General features: G+C 65.1%; 14 protein-coding genes. 5 read left to right on the top strand and 9 right to left on the bottom strand.

Annotation, left to right across the window (positions count from 1 at the left end; all coding sequences use genetic code 11):
• The first annotated feature begins 151 nt into the window (after nt 1-151).
• The 3 genes from AC2FNJ_RS05275 to AC2FNJ_RS05265 all read left to right on the top strand — a co-directional run bounded on the left by AC2FNJ_RS05275 (nt 152) and on the right by AC2FNJ_RS05265 (nt 4,599).
• A complete protein-coding gene (locus AC2FNJ_RS05275) occupies nt 152-1,162 on the top strand; it encodes a nuclear transport factor 2 family protein (RefSeq protein ID WP_496763019.1) in 1,011 nt (336 codons plus the stop codon).
• Entirely contained in the window at nt 1,159-2,037 is an 879-nt protein-coding gene (locus tag AC2FNJ_RS05270) for an amidohydrolase family protein (protein ID WP_496763017.1), read from the top strand. Before AC2FNJ_RS05275 ends, AC2FNJ_RS05270 begins: the two co-directional genes overlap by 4 nt.
• Before the next feature lie 63 nt (nt 2,038-2,100).
• On the top strand, nt 2,101-4,599 hold the full coding sequence (locus AC2FNJ_RS05265; protein WP_496763016.1) for a KAP family P-loop NTPase fold protein: 2,499 nt from the start codon (nt 2,101-2,103) through the stop codon (nt 4,597-4,599).
• 28 nt (nt 4,600-4,627) lie between these two features.
• Here the strand turns inward: AC2FNJ_RS05265 and AC2FNJ_RS05260 are convergent, their stop codons facing one another.
• A complete protein-coding gene (locus AC2FNJ_RS05260) occupies nt 4,628-6,145 on the bottom strand; it encodes a malonate--CoA ligase (protein WP_496763013.1) in 1,518 nt (505 codons plus the stop codon).
• A gap of 402 nt (nt 6,146-6,547) precedes the next feature.
• Here AC2FNJ_RS05260 and AC2FNJ_RS05255 point away from each other — a divergent pair, with 402 nt between their 5' ends.
• Nucleotides 6,548-7,069, top strand: a complete 522-nt coding sequence (locus AC2FNJ_RS05255; RefSeq protein ID WP_496763012.1) for a VPLPA-CTERM sorting domain-containing protein — start codon at nt 6,548-6,550, stop codon at nt 7,067-7,069.
• Between the two features lie 180 nt (nt 7,070-7,249).
• Here the strand turns inward: AC2FNJ_RS05255 and AC2FNJ_RS05250 are convergent, their stop codons facing one another.
• From AC2FNJ_RS05250 to AC2FNJ_RS05225, 6 genes are all read right to left on the bottom strand, one after another.
• Nucleotides 7,250-9,064, bottom strand: a complete 1,815-nt coding sequence (locus AC2FNJ_RS05250; protein WP_496763011.1) for a BCCT family transporter — start codon at nt 9,062-9,064, stop codon at nt 7,250-7,252.
• Nucleotides 9,065-9,142: 78 nt separating this feature from the next.
• On the bottom strand, nt 9,143-10,159 hold the full coding sequence (locus AC2FNJ_RS05245; protein ID WP_496763010.1) for an Ldh family oxidoreductase: 1,017 nt from the start codon (nt 10,157-10,159) through the stop codon (nt 9,143-9,145).
• Between the two features lie 12 nt (nt 10,160-10,171).
• Complete coding sequence (locus tag AC2FNJ_RS05240) at nt 10,172-10,801, bottom strand: DUF3726 domain-containing protein (protein ID WP_496763009.1); 630 nt, start codon at nt 10,799-10,801, stop codon at nt 10,172-10,174.
• Nucleotides 10,798-12,483 (bottom strand): hypothetical protein, encoded by a 1,686-nt coding sequence (locus AC2FNJ_RS05235; RefSeq protein ID WP_496763008.1) that lies wholly within the window; start codon nt 12,481-12,483, stop codon nt 10,798-10,800. The genes AC2FNJ_RS05240 and AC2FNJ_RS05235 overlap by 4 nt, the downstream gene beginning before the upstream one ends.
• Nucleotides 12,480-13,457 (bottom strand): membrane dipeptidase, encoded by a 978-nt coding sequence (locus AC2FNJ_RS05230; protein WP_496763057.1) that lies wholly within the window; start codon nt 13,455-13,457, stop codon nt 12,480-12,482. Before AC2FNJ_RS05230 ends, AC2FNJ_RS05235 begins: the two co-directional genes overlap by 4 nt.
• Nucleotides 13,457-14,926, bottom strand: a complete 1,470-nt coding sequence (locus AC2FNJ_RS05225; RefSeq protein WP_496763006.1) for an aldehyde dehydrogenase family protein — start codon at nt 14,924-14,926, stop codon at nt 13,457-13,459. Before AC2FNJ_RS05225 ends, AC2FNJ_RS05230 begins: the two co-directional genes overlap by 1 nt.
• Nucleotides 14,927-15,006: 80 nt before the next feature.
• On the opposite strand from AC2FNJ_RS05225, the gene AC2FNJ_RS05220 reads away from it, so the two are divergent.
• Nucleotides 15,007-15,879 carry a LysR family transcriptional regulator gene (locus AC2FNJ_RS05220; RefSeq protein ID WP_496763005.1) on the top strand — a complete coding sequence of 291 codons (873 nt, stop codon included), beginning with the start codon at nt 15,007-15,009 and terminating at the stop codon, nt 15,877-15,879.
• 18 nt (nt 15,880-15,897) lie between these two features.
• Here the strand turns inward: AC2FNJ_RS05220 and AC2FNJ_RS05215 are convergent, their stop codons facing one another.
• Together AC2FNJ_RS05215 and ilvD are read right to left on the bottom strand one after the other, a co-directional pair.
• The gene (locus tag AC2FNJ_RS05215) at nt 15,898-18,420 is read right to left on the bottom strand and encodes a hypothetical protein (RefSeq protein ID WP_496763004.1); all 2,523 of its coding nucleotides are present in this window, start codon (nt 18,418-18,420) and stop codon (nt 15,898-15,900) included.
• Nucleotides 18,421-18,718: 298 nt separating this feature from the next.
• Nucleotides 18,719-20,452 (bottom strand): dihydroxy-acid dehydratase, encoded by a 1,734-nt coding sequence (gene ilvD, locus AC2FNJ_RS05210; protein ID WP_496763003.1) that lies wholly within the window; start codon nt 20,450-20,452, stop codon nt 18,719-18,721.
• Between the last annotated feature and the right edge of the window lie 89 nt (nt 20,453-20,541).

Raw genomic sequence — 20,541 nt, 5'->3', positions numbered from 1 at the left:
CCCGGCCGGATCCGGTTTTGCATACGTTTGCAAAAACAGTACTCAAGCCGCATCATATTTGGCAAGACATTTTTGCATACGTATGCAATAGATGAGTCGAAGCACCGCAAGAGGCAGGGCCGCATTCTGCGCCGAACATTCGGAAAAGAGCATGACAACAAGGGCCTATCAGAAGGAAAAACAGGTTGTCCGGGACTTCTACCGGGCTTTGGACGGCGCCGAAGACTCGGGGCTGGAAGAGGCACTGGGCGCCTATTGCGCGCCGGATCTGGTGTGGCGCGGGGTCCATCCCTTTGACGAGATTCGTGGCGCCGAACCCGTGGCGCAGGGCTTTTGGCGGCCTCTGCGCCACAGCCTGACACGGCTGCAGAGGCGGCTGGACATCTTCATGGCGGGCCGAAACCTGTTCGACGATCCCGGCGGGGTCTGGGTGTCGTCAACCGGCCATCTGATGGGGCTTTTCGACCGCGCGTGGCTGGGCATTCCGCCCACAGGGCGGGTGGCCTGTCTGCGCTACAGCGCCTTTCACCGGGTCGAGGGCGGCCGGATCGCCGAAACCGCGGTGTTCCTGGACATTCCCCATCTCATGATGCAGGCGGGGCTGAACCCGTTTCCGCCGCAGACCGGAGCGCATCTGGTGCAGCCCGGCCCGATGACCCATGACGGGCTGTTGTTCGACCCGCAGCCGCTCGGAGAAGGCGAACGGACCATGGCCGCCATCAACGCGATGGTGGCCGATCTGGGGCAATGGGGATTGGGGCTGCCGCTGGAAGAAGAGCTTGCGCGCACCTGGCATGACGACATGATCTGGTGGGGGCCGGCCGGGATCGGCGCGACCTATACGATCGAACGCTATGCCCGGCAACATGCCGGACCGTTCCGCGCGGGCTTTGCCAACCGGTCGAAGACCCGGCACCGCTGCCGGATCGCCGAAGGCCATTTTGGCGGGTTCTTCGGCTGGCCGAATTTCACCGCCGAAGCGACCGGCGGCTTCATGGGCATGCCGGCCTCGGGCAAGCCCGGCGAATTCCGGGTCATCGACATCTATCGCCGCTCCGGCGACAAACTGGCCGAAAACTGGGTGTTCATCGACCTGCTGCATTTCTGGAAGGGCCAGGGCGTGGACATCCTGAGCCGGATGCAGGGGATGGCCCGCCCATGATCGATGCGCATCACCATCTCTGGGATCTCGGGGCGGTCGAGTATCCCTGGCTCATGGCCAGGGGGCAACGGCGGTTCTTTGGCGATCCGACCCCGATCCAGCGCAACTATCTGCTGCCGGAGTTCCGCAAGGATGCCGCGCCAGAGGTCATCCGGGCCTCGGTGCACATTCAGGTCGGCGCCGCGGATGCGATGGCCGAGGCGCGATGGGTGCAGGAGGTGGCGGAGAATGCCCCCGACTGGCCGATGGTGCAGGTCGTGCATTGCGATCTGACGGCTCCGGGGCTGGCCGGCCGGCTGGACGCGATTCGGGCGTTGCCGACCGTGCGCGGCGTGCGCCAGATCGTCGGCCGCGCCCCCGAGGAGGACGCCGCTTCGGGCACCAACCTGCTGCTGGACGACCCGCGGTTCGTCGAAGGGCTGCGGGAGCTTGGCCGGCGCGGCCTGTCCTTCGACCTGCAACTGGTGCCGGAGCTGATGGCGAAGACGGCCGCGGTGCTGGCGGATGCGCCGGACACGCCGGTCGCCCTGTGCCATGCCGGCAGCCCGCATGACCGCTCGCACCGGGGCCTGACCGAGTGGGCACGGTTGTTGCGGCATCTTTCGGAGTTGCCGCATGTCCGCTGCAAGCTCTCGGGTCTCGGCATGTTCGAACCGGACTGGACGGCGCAGACGATCCGCCCGATCGTCGAGACCTGTCTCGAACGGTTCGGGCCGGAGCGGTGCATGTTCGGCTCGAACTTTCCCGTGGACAGCCTCCATTCCGACTATGGCGCCGTCATCGGCGCATATCGCGCGATTGTCCCGGCGGAGATGCACCAGCAGGTGTTCGAAACCACGGCGGCGCGGTTCTACGGCTTGCCGGGTGCAGCCTGACCGGCCTTGATCGGCGGGCAGAGTTGGCCGACCATGCGGAAACCGGAAACCGCGACCTGAGCCATGGCTGAACACCCCAAGACGCCGCCCCGACCGAAATCCGCCGCATCCAAGGACGGACGGGAGGATACGGGCATCGGTGCGGCGCAGTCCGAGGCACCGGGCAGCAAGGCTGGCCCGGAGGACTTTCCGGAACCGCCAAAGCCCCGGGCCGCGCCGATCATGACCAAACTGGAAGACGGCGAGTTCGTCGAACTGGGCCCCGGAGAGGCCGAGGAGGCGGCGCAGCGGCTGTCGGAGCAGGTCAGGCAACGGCCCCCCAATACGAAGGTCGATACCCGATCGCCGGACGACGGTCCCGAGCCTGCGGTTCCCCTGAAGGTCGGTCGCCACCTGTCTGCAACCGACGCCGATCTGTTGATCCTGTCTTCACGGCGGGGCCGGTACGACGGGAGTCTGGTTCCGCGGATCGAGAGGGAAGTGCAACGCCTGCTGCGGGCGTCAACCCGGCTTGCCGAGCAAGATGGGCTGATCTTCAGCCGGGCCGAGGACAGGCTCATCGTCGAAATGGCGTTTGTTGACAGCGACAGCCCCAGCCTGGACGATCTACAAACCGCGCTGGCCGAGTCCGAGCACAGCGACGGCACGGCGTGGAAGGAAGCCGCCCCGGACCTGGCCAGGGCTCTGAAGGACAAACCGCTCGTCATCTGGACCGAACTGATCGGGGCGACGGCGCCTGAAATCGGAGTGGACGGCGCGGCCCGGCTGATCAAGGAGGGTCTGATCGACGACATCGCGCAATCGACCGATCCCGTCCAGACCGTTCATCTCTGCCTGCCCCGGCACCTGACGCCGCAGGACGAAGGATTCATCACCGATCTCTTCGGCACCGAAATCCAACCCGATCCGGACGGGTTGACCGACGATCCGCCCGATTTTCATCCCGACCGCCCCGTCGGGTCATCGGAGGAGGACGATCTGGGCCGGGCGGCGGTGGCCGAGACCATCGTCAAGAACGTCACCCATGTCTGGGCCGACCACAAGGAGCATTCGCGCCCCTTCGCGGTGCATCTGTCCGGCCGCTGGGGGTCGGGCAAGTCCTCGATCCTCAACTTCCTGCGCGAACAGCTCGAGGCCGACACCACCCACAGCCCGGTGCGGTCCGGCCTGATCCATGCGGCAAGGCCCAAGGGCTGGGTGGTGGTCGATTACAACGCCTGGCAGATGCAGGACGCCGGACCCGCCTGGTGGACGCTGCGCAACGCGGTGGTCGAGGCGGGCCGGCACGCGCTTGGCGGCGAAGGGTTGGGCTTTGCCCTGCGCGACCGGCTGTGGAAGTTCGGCCAGGTCATGCGGCCGTGGCTCGTGGTTCTCTTCGTGCTGCTCGGCCTGATGTCGGCGTGGTTTCTCACCGGTTCCGGCGATCTTTCGACCGAGGTTCTGGAGACCCGGACGGTCGCCACGGAAACCCGCGCGGACGGAACCACCGTCACCACCACGCAGACCACCAAAGACCCGCTCAAGAGCCCCGACACCCTGTTGGGCGCGACGACGCCCTGGGCGTTTCTTGCGGGGCTTGCCTCGTTGCTGGGCGCGCTTGGTGCGCTGATCACCTTCCTAGGCGGTTTCATGCGCAGTTCGACCCAGACCGCCGAGGCCATTCAGACCCTGCAATCGGACCCGACCGCGGCGCTGAAGAAACGCTTTGCCCAGATCATCGACGAGATCGGGCGGCCGGTCGCCATCTTCATCGACGATCTCGACCGCTGCGAGGCCGCGTTTGTGGTCGAGGTTTTGCAGGCGTTGCAGACCATCTATGCCGACGTGCCGGTTCTGTACGTCGTTGCGGCCGACCGGGACTGGATCGTTTCGGCCTACAACCAGACCTATGACGGGTTCAAACCGGAGATCTCGAAACCCGGATCGCCCTTGGGCTATCTGTTCCTCAAGAAGATCTTTCAGCTTTCGGTCAATGTCCCGGATCTGGCCAGACCCGACATCGACACCCTGACGCGGGTTCTGCTGAACCGCCGCGAGGACGAAGCCAGCGAAGAGGAAAAGGCGGATCAGCGCGCCGCGTTCACCTCGCGGATCGCGCAAGCCCAGGGCGATCTGGACGCGCTTGGCCGGCTTGCACCGGAGATCCGCCAATCGGCCGTGGCCCGCGAGGTTGCGCCGGAATTGCTGGGCGCGGTGATTTCCTCGAAGGGGCAAAAGGCCATCCGCCACGCGCTGCTGGACTATGTGCAGTATTTCGACGGCAATCCCCGCGCGGTCAAACGGCTGATCAACGCACTGACCTTCCGGCAGGGGTACATCCTGATGGCGGGACAGCAGATCGACTTTGACGTGATCGCCCGCTGGACCATCCTGGACCTGCGCTTTCCCTACACGGCCGCCGCGCTGTCGCGGGAACCGGACAAGGTGAACGCGGCCAAGCGGGACATCGGAACCGCTGCTGACCCCGGCCCCGACGCGGAATACTTCCACGACGACGCGATCGACGAGATTCTGGGCGACCTGACCGAGGACGATGTGGCCACGGTCAGCCAGTTCGGATAGGCCCGCGGCACGTACGGTGCGGAGCGCCTCATGCAGGCAGAAAGGTTTCGCGGAACCGCTCGCGCAGCAGGTTCTTCTGGACCTTGCCCATGGTGTTGCGGGGCAGTTCCTCCAGCAGGATCAGTTCCCTGGGATGCTTGAACCGGGCAAGGCCCGCCTGCACCGCCGCCATCACCGCGTCGAGATCGGGGGTGGCCCCCGGCTCGGGCACGATCAGCGCCAGCACGGTTTCACCGAAATCCGGATGCGGCACGCCGATCACCGCGCTTTCGAGAACGCCGGGCTGGGCGTCCAGCACCAGCTCGATTTCCCGCGGATAGATGTTGTAGCCGCCGGAGATGATCAGATCCTTGTTGCGGCCGACGATGTGCACGTACCCGTCCGCGTCGATCCGGCCCAGATCGCCGGTGATGAAGAACCCGTCGTCGCGCAGTTCGGCGGCGGTCTTTTCCGGCATCTGCCAGTATCCCTTGAACACGTTCGGCCCGCGCACCTCGATCTGCCCGATCTCGCCCTGCGGCAGGGTGTCTCCGGTTTCCGGGTCCGTGATCCTGAGTTCGACCCCCGGAAGCGGAAAGCCGACCGTTCCGGCCCGGCGCTCGCCGTCATAGGGGTTCGAGGTGTTCATGTTGGTTTCGGTCATGCCGTAGCGTTCCAGGATGCGATGGCCGGTGCGGGCCTCGAACTGCGCATGGGTCTCGGGCAGGAGCGGCGCGCTGCCGGATACGAACAGACGCATATGCGCCACAAGATCACGGGTCAGGCGGGAATCCGAGAGAAGCCGGGTATAGAAGGTCGGCACGCCCATCATCGTGGTGGCGCGGGGCAGCTGCCAGAGGATCTCGTCAAGATCGAACCCGGGCAGGAAGATCATGCTGCCGCCGGTGGCCAGAACCACGTTGGTCGCCACGAACAGGCCATGCGTGTGAAAGATCGGCAGGGCGTGCAGCAGGACATCCTCGGCGCTGAACCGCCAGATGTCGGCCAGTGTCCGGGCGTTCGACAGCAGATTGCCCTGAGTCAGCATCGCGCCCTTGGAGCGCCCGGTGGTGCCCGAGGTGTAGAGAAACGCCGCCAGATCGTCGGCGCTCCGCCGGACCGGCGCAAAGGCCGGTAGCATCCCCAGCGCGCGCCGCATCAGGCTGCCGGAGCCGTCAGCGTTCAGCGTGGCGAGCCGGGCGCCATGCGCCTCGGCGACGGGTTGCAGCGCGGCCTCGCTCGCCGCATCGCAGACCACCAGCTTCGCGCCGCTGTTTTCGATGAAATAGGTCAGCTCTTCGACCGTGTAGGCGGTATTGAGGGGCAGAAAGATCAACCCGGCCTGCACGCAGGCGGCGTAAAGCGCCAGCGCCTCGGGGGATTTCTGCACCTGGACCGCCACCCGATCGCCGATGTCCAGCCCCAGCCCGTCCAGCGCATTGGCGATCCGCGCCGCCATGTCCAGAAACTCCGCATGCGTGATCACCCGGCCGTCCGGCAGATGCAGAAACGGCGTCGTCCGTCCGGCGTGCTGCCCGAACAGCTGATCATAGAGCGGGTTCGTCATCGGCCTGCCTCCTGTGGTTGCGCCATCCCTGCTGCTGTCCAAACAGACCGGATTTCCGCACAAGCTGCAACGGTGCGGGACGCCGCAAGGCGCACTTGGCGCCGTCGATCACGCCCGAACCGGTCTCGGCGTGAGACAGCGGGCCGCTTGGCAGGCCTTGCAAGCCGGGGCGCGAACCGCCGAAAATCCCTTTCACGTTTGCGTGAAACTGGCTGCCGTTGCCGCCGATCGCGCAGATTCGGGGCCGTTTCGCGCCCTTCCGGACCCCTTGGCGCGCTGGACACGCGCGAAAAGCGCCCTAGAACCCTTTGAAGGGCAGCGACAATCGCAATTCGTTTCGCGCAAAGGTTGACCGAAACCCGTTATTCGCGTTCAATTGGAAGTAGAGATTTGGAGAGTGTCATGAAGAGTTTGGCCTTGGTTGCAGCCGCGTTGTCCTTTGGATTTCTTTCGGCATCACCCTCATCGGCGGCCATGGTCTATCCCTGGACCGGGCTGTGTCCCGCGACCTGCATCGAAGACAATGCAACCGGGACATTGACGCTTACCGACGATTACGTGGTCGGCGACCGGATCACGTCGGACAATTTCGTGAGTTTCCAGATCGCGGAGCCCGGCGACACCCTTTCCTTCTCCTACACCTTCACGAACCCGGCCTTCGTGACCGGCAATCTGGGAAGCGGACGGCTGTTGATCGCCGAACGCGCAGGTGGGTCGTATTTCGGACAATCCGCGCTGGGGCTTTGGTTCTTCTCCTACGGCCCGGACCGGGAGGACTATACCTTCCTCGGTTATGGCGGCGCATTCGGCGACGCGGCTCCGGCACCCGTACCGCTGCCGGCTTCGGTTCTGCTGTTGCTTGCGGGGCTTGTCGGCCTGACCTTCGTCGCGCGCCGCCAGCGTGTCGCGGTTCAGGACGCATAGGCGAAACCGCCACCCTTTTTCCGGTCATTGCAGCAAAACGCACCTGCCTTGAACAGGGCGTTCTACCTTGCGCCGCAGGATGAAGCCCGCGCAGACCGAACCCTGAATCGACACTTGTCACTTAACTGTTGGGAAAGAAGGTTGGGCAGCCCCGCATCGGGGCTGCCCGTGGGCGGCGCCTTATTCCGCCGCCTCCAGAATCCGCTGACGCCGGCCGTCCCGATACAGTGCCTTGGCCAGCGCGATGCACATCAGGCCCATCACCATGGTAAAGGGCAAGGCGCCGATGATCATGGCGTTGCGCAGCGCGTCCATCGGATTGTTCTCGCCTGCGGCCAGGATCAGCGCGCCGATCACAGCGGTCAGGATCAGGCCCCAGATGATCTTGTGCTTGTTGCCGATCTTCTGATCGCCGCCCGACATGATCGTGTTCATCACCAGAATGCCCGAGTCCGCCGAGGTGACGAGGAAGGTCATGATCAGCACCACGCACATGATGGTGATGCCCGACAGCAGGCCACCGGTGATCATCTCCTGCAGGGTCACGAACAGCTTGGCGGTGTTCGAGGCACCGATGATGGTCCCTTCGGCCACGCCGGTCAGCTCCAGGTCGATGGCGGTTCCGCCGAGGATGGTCATCCAGGCGAAACAGACCAGCGCCGGGGCGAAGACGCAGCCGATGATGAACTCGCGCACCGACCGGCCCTTGGAGATCCGCGCCAGGAACAGGCCCACGAAGGGCGAGAACGCGATCCACCAGGCCCAGTAGAACGTGGTCCAGCCGGCCTGCCATCCGAATTGCCGTCCCGGCTCACCGGCGGCATAGGCTGCGGCCAGAACCTCGTCGGGCAGCGCGGCGGCATCGCCTTCCAGGCCCGACTTGAAGCCGTCGAAAGACCCCCAGGCGTTGGTCGCGCCGCTGTAGAGGGCATCCGCGAACGGGGCCGCTTCGCCGGGCAGCGCCGCGGCGAACTGGCCTTCGGATTGCGGGCTGAACGCGCCGAAGCTGAGGGAAATGAAGTGCAGGATGTAATCCACCAGCGCGGTGGCATAGGTCGTCATCGCAAACAGGAACGAACCGAATACGACAAAGGTCAGCAGCAGGATGATCGACAGCACCAGGTTGAGGTTCGACAGGTACTTGACCCCGCGGCCCACGCCCGAAACGGCCGAGATGATCGACAGCCCCATGATCACAAGCAGACCGGCAATCAACCCGACCGCGTTGGGCGCAGGGGCCTCACCGGTCATGTCCATCATCCATTCCATGCCGGTGATGGCGTACATCCCGTCGATGAACTGCGACACGCCGTAGCCGATGGTCACGGAGACGCCGAGGATGGTGGCGACCACGCCCAGCACGTCCACGACGTGACCCAGAAACCCGTTCATCAGGCGCCCGAACAGCGGCGTCAGCGCGGTGCGGATGGTCAGCGGCATGTCGCGGGTATAGGCGTAGTAGGCCAGCGACAGGCCGGTCACCACATAGATCGACCAGGCGTGAAAGCCGTAATGCAGGAACGTATAGCGATACCCGGATTTCAGCGCCTCTTCGGTGTTGCCTTCGACCGCGCCGGCCAGAACGACGGGGTTCGACCCCCACAATCCCAGCGGTTCGGCGGTGGCGAACACCATCAGCCCGACGCCCAGACCGGCGCCGAACATCATCGAGAACCACGAGAAATCCGAAAATTCCGGTTTCTCGCCCTCAGGCCCCATGATCCGCCTGCCGGTGCGCGGCAGCAGCGCCACCACGAACAGGAAGAAGGCGAACAGCCCGACGATGATGATGTAGAACGTGTTGAAGTCTTCGAGCAGCCGCCAGTTCAGGCTGCCCAGGGTTCCGTTCGCGTTCGCGGGCCAGACGAGCGCCCAGATGACCAGCGCCACCATGATGCCCTTGCTCAATAGCGCGATCTCAAGACTGTGGCCTTCGTAGAAGCCGCTTGCGGCCTTTCGTATCTCCAAGTCTGTAAAGGGTTGCTTGATTGACATGTGTTTCCTCCCTGTTCGCACGTGTCGGTATTTTCCGGGGGGTCTCGTTTGCGCGCGGCGTCCCGGTTCCCGCGCCGCTCAGCTTCCTTTCAAGATGGCGTCGATCTTGGCGAGCGTCGCCGTGTTCACGGCCACCCCGTCCTTGCGGGCCATGAGGCGTTTCGCGCGCCGGCCGTCTCCCGGCAAATGTGCGCCGTCTTGGAAGCGGATCGCTTCGACAAGATCGACAAGACGGGTCGAAAAAACGTCACCTGCGGTGGCAAAAGGGTCGATCGCGATGAAGAACTGCCCTGTCTTGGGCGGCCCTCCGGCTGTTCCGGAGAAGGGCGAGGCGTGCACACCGAGGGTCGCGCCGGTCAGCGCGGCGGCCATGATCTCGGTCAGAAGCGCGATGCCCACCCCCTTGTATCCCCCCGACGGCGCCATCGATCCCTTGAGGCCCACATTCGGGTCGGTGGTCGGGTTTCCCTCGGGGTCGAGCGCCCAGCCGACCGGAATCGGCCTGCCTTCGCGGGCGTGTTTCATCACCTCGCTTTTGGCGATGGTGCTGGCGCTCTGGTCGATCAGCAGCGCCGGCTGGCCGTCCGGGCCGGGCGCCGCGATGGAAAACGGGTTGGTGCCGACCACCGGCCGGGCGCCGCCCGACGGTGCGATCGAGGCCGGCGCGTTGGTGAAGCCCAGCCCGACCAGCCCGGCCTGCGCCAGCCGATAGGTGTGATAGCCCAGCACCCCGCAATTGTAGCTGTTGCGGATGGCCAGCGCCGCCACCCCCTGTTCGCGGGCGGCGGGGATCAGCGCCTCGAACCCCAGGTCGATGGCCGGATGCGCAAAGCCCGTCGCCGCATCGACGCAGATCACGGCCGGGCGGGGCCTGGTGAGGATCGGCCGGGCCTGCCCGTCCACCTTGCCGCACTGAACATGCTCGCAATAGATCGGGATATAGGCGAGGCCGTGGCTGGCGACGCCATCCGCTTCGGTCGCGGCCGTGGCGACGGCGAGAGGCCGGGCGTTGTCCTCGGCGGTTCCGACAGCGACAAGGGCGCGCAGCGACAGGTCTTCGATCTCGGCCAGGGACAAGGTCCGGGTTTGTGTCATCGCGGTGCCTCCTCAGTCATTGTCGGACACGCCCGCGCCCGCGCCCCGCAGGCGCGAATGCTCGGTCGCCGGGGCATAGGTTCGGTGGGCCAACCGGTTCAGTGCGGCCCAGGCCGCCGGATCGGGATCAGCGCGGGTCCGGTGCGGGCGGGGGGCGCGGAGCGTGCCGCCGCGGCGGATCGTGATCCGCTCGGCCAGATCGGGAAACGCGCCCGCAAGCTCGAGGTCCGCGCCATCGGTCACGGCAGTTGCGCCCTGCGCCTCCACCGTCACGCAGCCGGCCAGGCGGCGCGCGGCCTGCGCGGCGAGGGGCACGAGGATCAGCGGAACCGCGACCCGTCGCAGTTGGATCGGCCCTGCTGCAATCAGATGGGCGGCGTCTGACAGCGATGCGCCGGCGGTCAGCGGGCACAGCTCCGCCCTGCCCTGCCAGTCATCGCCGAGCGACAGCGGCACGTGATCGGCCAAGGCGCCGGCATGGTCCCGTTCCAGCAGCTGAGCCAGCGCCGCCGCGCCGTCCAGCCCCTGCGCGCACAGCCATCGCGTGGCCTTGGCCGCCTCTTCGGCCAGGCCCCAGGCATATCCCGCCCCGCGCGCCGCGCGCTTGGCGGTGGCTTCGATCTCGTTCAGCGACACGCTCATCCCGCCGCCTCCGGATAGACCCAGAGATCGGCGGTCGCGGGTGTCAGGTCTTCGGGATAGGGCGCGCCGGCATACATGCAGATGCGCACCCAGCGATCCGAGCGCGGGTCGAAATGGGTGGCGCCGAAAAAGGACAGCTTGGCGCGCAGCATGTCGATGGGCAGGACCGAGGCACTGATCGTGTTGTCACGGATCTCGCCATAGGGTGCCAGGCGGTTCATCTGGGCGCGGCGGATGGTGTGGCGGTGTTCGGGGTGCGCCAGCAGGAACTCGGCGACCGGCAGATCATCGTCGCAGGCCATGAGCGCGGAATAGGCCGCGGCGGCGTCGCGGGCGGGGGCCAGCGGCTGTTCGTAATCGGCAATCGGCTCTTCGAAGCGTTCGCCCATGCGCGGCTCCAACTTTTCTTCCGACACGTACCAGGCGCGGGCGCAGTTTGCGGGATCGGTCCAGTCCAGATCCAGCGCCCAGCCGAAATCCCGCCGGATCAGCGCGCGCAGCCCGCCCACGGGCATTTCGCCGTCGATGACGAAGGCGGCCGAGTTGCCGTCGGCCATGCAGCCCGACAGGCCATCGACCAATTCGCCATAGGGCTCGAGGATCAGCGAGGCGAGCAGTTCCTGCCCCTCTTCGCTGAGTGCGGTTTCCGACCAGACCATCAGCCGGTCCCACGGGCGGTCCTGGCGCAGGGCATCGCCGGCCACGGCCTCCTGCAGCGCCCGGATATCCTGTTGCAGTTGGGCCAGTTTCTCGATCTGGATCGGATGCGCCGAACGCCAACGGATCACCGACAGCGCGCTCTGCCGCAGAACCCGCAGGAAGAGGCCGATCTCGGCCTCCGAGGCGGCACGACAGGCGCGGACACGGGCGATGGCCTCTTCCCGCGCCATGATCCAGTTGTTGAACAGGATCGGGTGGTTGACGATGAAGGGCGCCATGCCCAGGCCCGTGGAGTTGCCGATCCCGAGTTGCCGGGCCACGGCCGGATCGAGGCGCGCGGCGCGGTCGCCGCCCTGGATCCGTGCCATGTGCTCCACCAGATCGCGCACGAAGGTGCGGGTCAGATAGACCGACAGCATCTCGGCCTGGAACGGAGCCTGCAATTCGTCGCGGTCGGCGATCGTCTCGCGGTCGGCCGCGCCAAACTTGCCAGATCCGTAGACGGCGGTCGTGCGCATCAGATAGCCGACCTGTTCGATCTGTTCGGGATCGGGCTGCCGCCCCGCCGCCAGGCGATCCACCACATGCGACCACAGCCGCACCGACCGGTTGGCCCGCGACAGCGACAGCTCGCGCTCGCTGATGCGCCCGGCCTCCTGCAGCGGGACGTTGCGCGACAGCCGGTCAAGATCGGCGGCGGTCGGAATGCCGTCGAACAGGGCAAAAGTGGCGTCCCATGCCTCGGCGATCACCCGGTCCGACCGCAACTCGTCCGGCAGGTCATGGGCGAAGGCCACCAGCGAATAGGCCCGCCGGGGGCCTTGCGCGACATAGACCGCCCGGCCGACGCCGGCCGCGTCGATGTCGAAGACCGGGCGCGAGAACCGCCAGCCTTCGCGCGCCATGCGGCGCGTCAGGATCCGCATGAAACTCAGGCGGCACTGGTGCAACGATCCGAGCCGCTTCAGCCGCATCACGGTCGCCGGATCGCGGCGGGCGATATGCGTGCCGGGCCGGTTCATCGCGGCGGCGGCCCGAAATTCTCGGCAAAGAACCGGTACCAGTTCCCGCCCATGATCCCCGCGACCTCGTCCTCGGACAGCCCGACATCGCGCAGTCCGGCTTCGATCTTGCCGAAGTCGCGGTTGTCGCGGAACCAGGCCGGCATCGGCGGAAAGCCCGGACAGCTGGCCGAGCCTTCGCCATAGTCGATCTCCTTGCTCCAGCGTCCGACCCGCATCCATTCGACCACGCTGTCGGGCTGATCCTGGCACAGGTCGGTGCCCAGCCCGAAATGCGCCGCGCCAAAGCGTTCGACCGTGCGGGCGATCATCTCGCAGAAGCTCTGCAAGGTGCAGGCGGATTTGTCCTTCAGGTGATGCGGATAGACGGAGAATCCCAGCATCCCGCCATTCTCGGTCACGGCGCGGATCACGTCCTCGCGCTTGTTGCGCAGCGCCGGCGCCCAGTCATGGGGGTTGGCATGGGTGATCGCGATGGGCCGTTCCGAGATCTCGGCCGCCTCGATGGTCGAACGATCGGCCGAATGGCTCATGTCCACCACGAGACCCACGCGGTTCATCTCCCGGATGACCTGTTTGCCCATGCGGGTGATGCCAGTGTCCTCGCTCTCGTAACAGCCGGTGGCGAGCAGGGACTGGTTGTTGTAGCTCAGCTGCATGAACCGCGCGCCCAAGGTGTGCACGATCTCGACCAGGCCGATGTCGTCTTCGATGGGGGACGGATTCTGGAAGCCGAAGAAGATTGCGGTCCGGCCGGTCTCTCGCGCCGTGTCGATGTCGCTGGCGCACAGGCCCTTCATGATCAGGTCGGGATAGTGCTCGAACCAGCGATTCCATCGTTCGAGGTTCAGAACCGTTTCGCGGAAGTTTTCGTGATAGGCCACGGTGACATGCACCGCATCGACGCCGCCCTGGCGCAACTGCCGGAAGATCTTTTCCGACCAGTTGGCGTATTGCAGCCCGTCGATCCGCATCACCCGGGAGCTCCGGCGCTGACATAGGCGGTCTTGACCGTGGTGTAGAACTCTGCCGCCGCACGGCCCTGCTCGCGCGGGCCATAGGAGCTGTCGCCGCGGCCGCCGAAAGGCACGTGATAGTCGGTGCCCGCGGTGGGCAGGTTGACGGTCACGACCCCGGTGCGCACGTTGCGCCGGAAATGCGTGGCGCGGGCGAGGCTTTGCGTGACGATCCCCGAGGTGAGGCCGAAATGGGTGTCGTTGACCGTGGCCAGGGCCTCGTCATAACTGCCAACCTTGATGACCGAAGTCAGCGGCGCGAACATCTCCTCGCGGTTGATGCGCATGGCGTTGGTGGTGTTCACGAACACGCCCGGCGACATGTAATGGCCTTCGTGCGGCATCTCCAGCCGCTCTCCGCCGCAGGCGAGTTCTGCACCCTCGGATCTGCCCAATTCCACATAGGCCAGGTTCTCTTGCAGTTGCTGTTCGCTGACGACCGGACCCATCTGGGTGCGCTCCTCCAGCGCGTGCCCCACCTTCATCGCCCGGGCGCCGGCCACCAGTTTTTCAACAAATTCGTCATGTACCGCAGAATGAACCACCAACCGCGACGAGGCCGTGCATTTCTGACCGGTACCGCCAAAGGCCCCGCCAAGCGCCAGCGTCACGGCCAGATCGAGATCGGCGTCATCCATCACCGCCAAGGCGTTCTTGGAGCCCATTTCCATCTGTACCTTGGTCAGGTTCTGGATGGCGGCGGCGGCGATCCCCTTGCCCACCGGAACCGAACCGGTGAAGGAAACGGCGTTGACCGCAGGGCTTTCCACCAGTCGTTGCCCGATCGACCGGCCCGAACCCATGACCAGGCTGAACAGCCCCTTGGGGATGTCCTGCGCCGCGATGATCTCGGTCAGCGCCACTGCCGAGGCGGGGGTGAGGTTGGCCGGCTTCCACACCACCGCGTTGCCATAGCACAGCGCCGGCGCGATCTTCCACGCGGCGGTGGCCATCGGGAAGTTCCACGGGCTGATCACCGCGACCACGCCCACGGGTTCGCGCCGCACGTCGATCTCGATCCCGTCGCGCACGCTGTCGGCATTCTCGCCGATTTGGCGCAGGCATTCGGCCGCGTAGTAGGTAAAGAATTGACCGGCGCGATAGACCTCGCCGCGGCCTTCGGCCAGAGGTTTGCCCTCTTCGCGGCTCAGCAATGTGCCCAGTTCGTCGGCCCGCGCCATCAGCGCAGTGCCGATATTCATCAGCACCGCCTGCCTGCGCTCAAGCCCGTAGCGCGCCCATTCCGCCTGCGCCGCGCGCGCGCGGTCCAGCGTGGCCTCCAGCTGATCCGGGCTGGCCTGCGCAAACAGGCCGACAAGATCGCTCAGATCCGAGGGGTTTCGGTTTTCGATTTCGCTTTCGCCCGCCTGCCATTCGCCGGCGATGAGATTCAGCTTGGTCACGCAGGAAGCCCCAAATCCAGTCATTCGATTTGAAACAGGATGGACTTCGGCCACTGCATCAGTCAAACTCAAACATCTTAAATTGACTTCAGTAAAATTGAAGTATGGCGATCAAGATCGAAATGCTGCGCTGCTTCTGCACAGTTGCCCGGACCGGCAACCTGGCCGAGGCCGCGGATCGGCTGGGACGCACGCAATCGGCCGTGTCGATGACGCTGAGGCAGCTTGAGGATCACCTCGGGAAGAAGCTGTTCGAAGGCGAACGGAAAAACAGGCTGACGCCGTTGGGGCAACAGGTGTTCGACCTGGCGCTCCAGCAGGTGCGCCGGTTCGACCAGGCGGTGCGCAGCATCGAAATGGCCGCCGAAGCCAGTCACGGGCTGATCCGGATCGTCTCGGTCCCGTCGGTGGCGGCGCTCGTCTTTCCGCCGGTGCTGGAGCACATGACCCGCACCTATCCCGGCCTGCGGGTCGAGCTGCGCGACACCGACACGCAACAGGTTCTCGATGCGCTGGCCGAGGGCAAAGCCGATATCGGGATCGCCTCGGGGCACCACCCCCTGAACGGCGTCACCACGGTGCCGCTGTTCGAGGACCGGTTTGGCCTGGTCTGCGCCGCCGATCACCCGCTGGCCCTGCGCGCGACGCCGCCGCGCATCGCCGATGTGGCCACTGCCGCCTTTGTCCGCAACGCGCTGTGCGATCTGATCCGCACGCCCCGGTTCCACGACGCCATCGCAACCGCCGATGTCACCATCCACAACACGCATTCGCTGATCACCATGGTCCGCACCGGCGACTGGGTGACGGTCCTGCCCGAAACCGTCGCCCGGTTCATCCCTGAATCGACGGTTTTCCGCCCGCTGGCGGATCTGTCCGACAAACGGCAGGTCTGTCTTTACACGCGGGAGCGGACGCGCTTTTCGGAACTGACCCGGGATTGCAGCGCGTTCATCCGATCATTGAGGCTGGTATAGCGGCCTTCCGAGCCTGCGTCATTCCGGCAGACCCGCCTGCCTTAGATCCTGTTCGAGCATCGTGAAATAGTCGGGATACAGCCCCCGCCAGCACTCGCGGAAACGGGTCACGGTGATGTCGGGCGCGATGTCCAGCAGTTCCTGTACCGCGTCCTGCGCCTCGGCCGCATGACCCTTTCGCGAAAGGATCGCCGCCAGGATCAGCAGGCCCAGGTGGCCGACGTACCGGTTTTCATAGGCCGACCGGACCAGTGCTTCGCTTTCGTCGAGGTCTCCGAGAACATACAGGCTGAGCGCCTTGCTGACCTTCTTGATGTCGAGGTAGGGCCCCTTGGGACTGAGCCGAATGGAAGCGTCGATGATGGGGATGGCGTTCTCGGCGCGGCCGCTCCAGAACTGCGCGGCCGCCAGGCAGAGATGCGCCACGGTCGAGCTGGGATTCAGGGCTGCCGCCAGTTCCGACTGGCTGATCGCGCGGTTCAGCTTGCCTTGCAGCATGTAGACCCGGCTCAACGCGACCTTGGCCAGGCTGCTCCGGTCATTCAGCGATACCGCGATCCTGGCATGTTCAAGGGCTCGGCTCAGAACCGGGTCGCTGTCATCGGTCTCGCAATAGGTGATCCGGCGGCAGTCGAAAAGCGAGAGCAGCGCGTGGGCCTCGGCAAACTGAGGCGCTTCCTTCACCAGGGTACTCAGAAGGTCGCGAGCGGACTGCGTGTGCGCGTCCGAGATCTTGTGGTAGTGCCACATCGCGTGCTGGAACTTGTGCCAGATGCCCAGATCCTCGTCCGGAAACCGCGCGCGTTCGCGTTCGACCACCCTCAGCTTGGCATCGACATTGGTGGCGATCGCCTGGGCGATTTCCTCCTGCAGATCGAAGATGTCGGTCGCGTCGCGGTCGTAACGTTCCGCCCAGATGTGATGGCTCGTCCGCGCATCGATCAACTGGACCGAGATGCGCACCCGCGACCCTGCCTGCCGCACGCTGCCTTCGACCAGGTAATCCACACCCAGTTCGCGCCCGATCTGCTGAATGCCCGTGGCCTGGCCTTTGTAGGCAAAGGACGAGCCGCGCGAGATCACCATGAGCCAATCGACACTCGACAGATAGAGGATCAGTTCCTGCGCGAATCCGTCCGAGAAATACTCCTGACCCGGATCGCCGCTCATGTTGTCGAAGGCGAGCACCGCGATGGCCGGTCGGCCCTCGGTCAGTTCCTGGCGCGGGTCCGAGGTGCCGCGCCCCGCCGGTATCGACTCCGCGCGCGGGCCAGCGACCGCCGCGCCGCCGAAACCGTCCCGGGGTTCGTCGATTTCGAACAGCGGTCCATGCTTGGGCCACTGGCTGCCGGTCAGCTTCATGAAATCCTTCAGGTTCGCCGCCGCATAGAGAAACGCCATGCGGCGGGCCTTGTCGGAATTCGGCTTGTTGACAAAATTCAGCCCCACCGCCACGCGCGCCAGCATGGACTGGACTTCCATGTAAGCCAGCCGGTCCGACTGGTTGCGGTCCACCCAGAGCATCTGGTTGCCGCGCAGCGCCTCGATCACCTGAATCAGGCCCAGATCGTCGCCGCGCAGCGCCGCGTCCGTGCGCGACTGGCTGAAGGTGGACAGGTGCCCGAGAATCGCGTTCCAGTTGCCCGCATCGACCTTCTCGCGCATCAGCAGCAGGTGGCTCAGTTCGAAATAGGCATGATCGTAGAACAGGAACTGGCGGTCCTGATACAAGGCCAGATCGATCAGATAGTAGCTCAGACTGCCGGCTTCGGTCCCGCTGACCAGCACGTTGTAGCCATGCAGATCGCCGTGCACATTGCCCAGGACCGCCCGCAGCTTGTGGGCGGTGGCAAAATCCGACCCGGAATGCGTCAGAAACAGCGGATTGGGATACCAGCGTCCCTCGAAGACAAAGCTCTGTTCCTTAGCGGCGAGCCCGCATTGCCCCTGTACGAAGTCCGCGATCCGTCCCTGGCGGGGATCCAGCCGATAGCCAAGCCAGCCGTCCAGAAGATCCCGGACCGACACCAGACCCGGCGACAGCGTGCAGGCGGCGTTCCAGTCTTCCAGCAACCCCGTGGAGACCAGCTTGGCCGCCTCCAACTGGCTGGCATGCGAGCATTCGGCCCAGGGTTTTGCGTATTCCAGACCCCGCCCCGCGATCGACGACAGGATCGCCATCCGTTCGCCTTCGGTGCAGGTCTTCAGAATTCTCGGCAGGTGGCGTTTCGCGAAATCCGGCGCCGCCGAAAAGGCGGTTTCGTGCCGTTCCGCCTCCGACGGTTCGTTCCACGCAGGATCGGGCGCACGGTCGAATTTCAGGATCGCCTGGCCACTGAAATCGTCGCTGTGGATATCCGCGGCAAAGACCGCCGCCCCCGACTTGCCGCTCAGCTTGTGGTGCAGATGGATGTCGTCGCCATGCCCCCATTGCCCTTCGAGCACCGGTCGAAGGTCCTGGTACCCATCTGGCCATGGCAACCCGGAAAGGGCGCCTTGCGCGGGATCGACCATCCCCGAACCAACAGCGTCTGTCACCATCACTCCCTTCCTGTCCCGTCAATCCCAGCGATTTGCGGACAGTTCAGTCTTTGCCAGTGTACCGGGACGCGACCGCAACGCATACCCATATCCCTTCGATCCAATTGGCCATTCAGGCAAGCGGATAGCTGTTACTGGTTCAGGTTTCCGGAACCGTCTCTCTGTCCGTTTCGCCAGTTCGTTGAACTGGCTGCCTAAACCGGTAGCCCGGCGTGATCCCTTCGGTCGGCAAGAAACTTCGCGACAAAACCTATCGAGGCGATGCCGAAACTGCTGCCGGACCCCGCCGTGCAATTGCTCAGAGCGACATGTAGTCGTGTTTCTCTTCCGCCGCGCCTGGATGGGTGACGGCGCCGCGATAGGTGTCGCCCACCAGTTGCGCGTATTTCCACAAGGCGCCGCTGGCATAGATCGTTTCGCGCGGGCCCGCCCATTTCGCCTTTCGCGCGGCGAGTTCGGCATCACTCAGATCCACGCTGAGTTCACCCTTGACCGCATCGATGGTGATCATGTCCCCGTCCTGCAGCAGCGCGATCGGGCCGCCCTTGGAGGCTTCCGGCCCGACATGCCCGACGCAGAAGCCTCGGGTCGCGCCGGAAAACCGTCCATCCGTGATCAGTGCGACCTTCTTTCCCATGTCCTGGCCGGAGAGAGCGGCCGTGGTGGCCAGCATCTCGCGCATTCCGGGACCGCCGGCCGGACCCTCGTTGCGGATCACGATGACCTCTCCTTCCTTGTAGGATCGGGACTGCACCGCTTCGAACGCGTCCTGTTCACACTCGAAGACCCGAGCGGGGCCGGTAAAGACGATCTCGTCCTCGGCCATGCCAGCGATTTTCACGATGGCGCCTTCGGGAGCGAGATTCCCTTTGAGACCCACGACACCACCCGTTTTGGACAAGGGTTTCGCAATCGGGTGGATGACGCGGCCATCCGCTTCGAGAGCGATCTTGTCGAGTTCTTCTCCGATGGAACAACCCGTCACCGTCAGGCAATCCTCGTGGATCAGGCCGGCCTTGCGCAATTCCTTCATGACGACATAGATCCCACCGACCTCGTACATGTCTTTCGCCAGAAACCGCCCGCCCGGCTTGAGATCGACAAAATAGGGCGTGTCGCGAAAGATCTCGCAGACATCGTCGAGAAAGAACTCGATACCGGCCTCATGCGCCATAGCCGGAAGGTGCAGCCCCGCATTGGTCGAACCGCCCGTGCAGGCCACAACGCGCGCCGCGTTTTCCAGCGATTTCCGGGTCACGATATCGCGTGCCCGGATGTTCTTCTCGATCAGGTTCATGGCCGCAACACCGGAAGCTTCGGCATATTGATCCCGGCTTTCATAGGGCGCCGGGGCACCCGCCGAATTCGGCAGGGCGAGACCGATCGCTTCGGACACACATGCCATCGTGTTCGCCGTGAACTGGCCGCCACAGGCGCCAGCCGAGGGGCAGGCAACGCGCTCGAGCTTTTGCAGAGCACAACCGGACATGTTTCCGGCCTGATGCCGGCCCACCGCTTCAAAGACATCCTGGATCGTGACGTCGTGGCCGTCCAGCCGGCCGGGCAGGATCGATCCGCCATACAGAAAGACGGATGGCACGTTGAGGCGGATCATTGCCATCATCATGCCGGGCAGCGACTTGTCGCAGCCCGCAAGGCCCACCAGCGCGTCATAGCAATGGCCGCGCATGGTCAGTTCGACGGAATCCGCAATCGCCTCGCGCGATGCCAGGGACGAGCGCATCCCTTCGTGCCCCATCGCAATCCCATCCGTCACCGTGATCGTGGTGAACTCGCGCGGCGTTCCGCACGCGGACTTTACCCCCATCTTGACCGCCTGTGCCTGACGGCTCAGCGCGATGTTGCACGGAGCGGCCTCGTTCCAGCAGGTTGCAACACCAACGAAAGGCTGGTGGATTTCCTCTTCGGTCAGCCCCATCGCGTAATAGAACGACCGGTGCGGAGCCCGGGCGGGGCCCTCCGTCGTATGCCGGCTGGGAAGATTGGGTTTGTGGATGGTCTCTTTGGTCATGCTGGCTCCGGGTTGTGAATGTCCCAAACGATTATCGGCGTAGGGATCTCTGCGTTGTTTCTGTCCACGGGGGGCCGACGGGGAGTCTG

The sequence above is a fragment of the Ruegeria sp. BHSB196 genome, assembly GCF_059613135.1.
The sequence above is the reverse complement of the archived record's forward strand: the minus strand, read 5'-3'. Positions and strand labels throughout refer to the sequence as shown.

Bases quoted from the DNA above. Each gene is read 5' to 3' on its own strand.
- AC2FNJ_RS05235 (WP_496763008.1), bottom strand. From the start codon at position 12,483: ATGAACCGGCCCGGCACGCATATCGCCCGCCGCGATCCGGCGACCGTG.
- AC2FNJ_RS05250 (WP_496763011.1), bottom strand. From the start codon at position 9,064: ATGTCAATCAAGCAACCCTTTACAGACTTGGAGATACGAAAGGCCGCA.
- AC2FNJ_RS05255 (WP_496763012.1), top strand. From the start codon at position 6,548: ATGAAGAGTTTGGCCTTGGTTGCAGCCGCGTTGTCCTTTGGATTTCTT.
- AC2FNJ_RS05215 (WP_496763004.1), bottom strand. From the start codon at position 18,420: ATGGTGACAGACGCTGTTGGTTCGGGGATGGTCGATCCCGCGCAAGGC.
- AC2FNJ_RS05230 (WP_496763057.1), bottom strand. From the start codon at position 13,457: ATGCGGATCGACGGGCTGCAATACGCCAACTGGTCGGAAAAGATCTTC.
- ilvD (WP_496763003.1), bottom strand. From the start codon at position 20,452: ATGACCAAAGAGACCATCCACAAACCCAATCTTCCCAGCCGGCATACG.
- AC2FNJ_RS05240 (WP_496763009.1), bottom strand. From the start codon at position 10,801: ATGAGCGTGTCGCTGAACGAGATCGAAGCCACCGCCAAGCGCGCGGCG.
- AC2FNJ_RS05260 (WP_496763013.1), bottom strand. From the start codon at position 6,145: ATGACGAACCCGCTCTATGATCAGCTGTTCGGGCAGCACGCCGGACGG.
- AC2FNJ_RS05270 (WP_496763017.1), top strand. From the start codon at position 1,159: ATGATCGATGCGCATCACCATCTCTGGGATCTCGGGGCGGTCGAGTAT.
- AC2FNJ_RS05275 (WP_496763019.1), top strand. From the start codon at position 152: ATGACAACAAGGGCCTATCAGAAGGAAAAACAGGTTGTCCGGGACTTC.
- AC2FNJ_RS05220 (WP_496763005.1), top strand. From the start codon at position 15,007: ATGGCGATCAAGATCGAAATGCTGCGCTGCTTCTGCACAGTTGCCCGG.
- AC2FNJ_RS05265 (WP_496763016.1), top strand. From the start codon at position 2,101: ATGGCTGAACACCCCAAGACGCCGCCCCGACCGAAATCCGCCGCATCC.
- AC2FNJ_RS05225 (WP_496763006.1), bottom strand. From the start codon at position 14,926: ATGACTGGATTTGGGGCTTCCTGCGTGACCAAGCTGAATCTCATCGCC.
- AC2FNJ_RS05245 (WP_496763010.1), bottom strand. From the start codon at position 10,159: ATGACACAAACCCGGACCTTGTCCCTGGCCGAGATCGAAGACCTGTCG.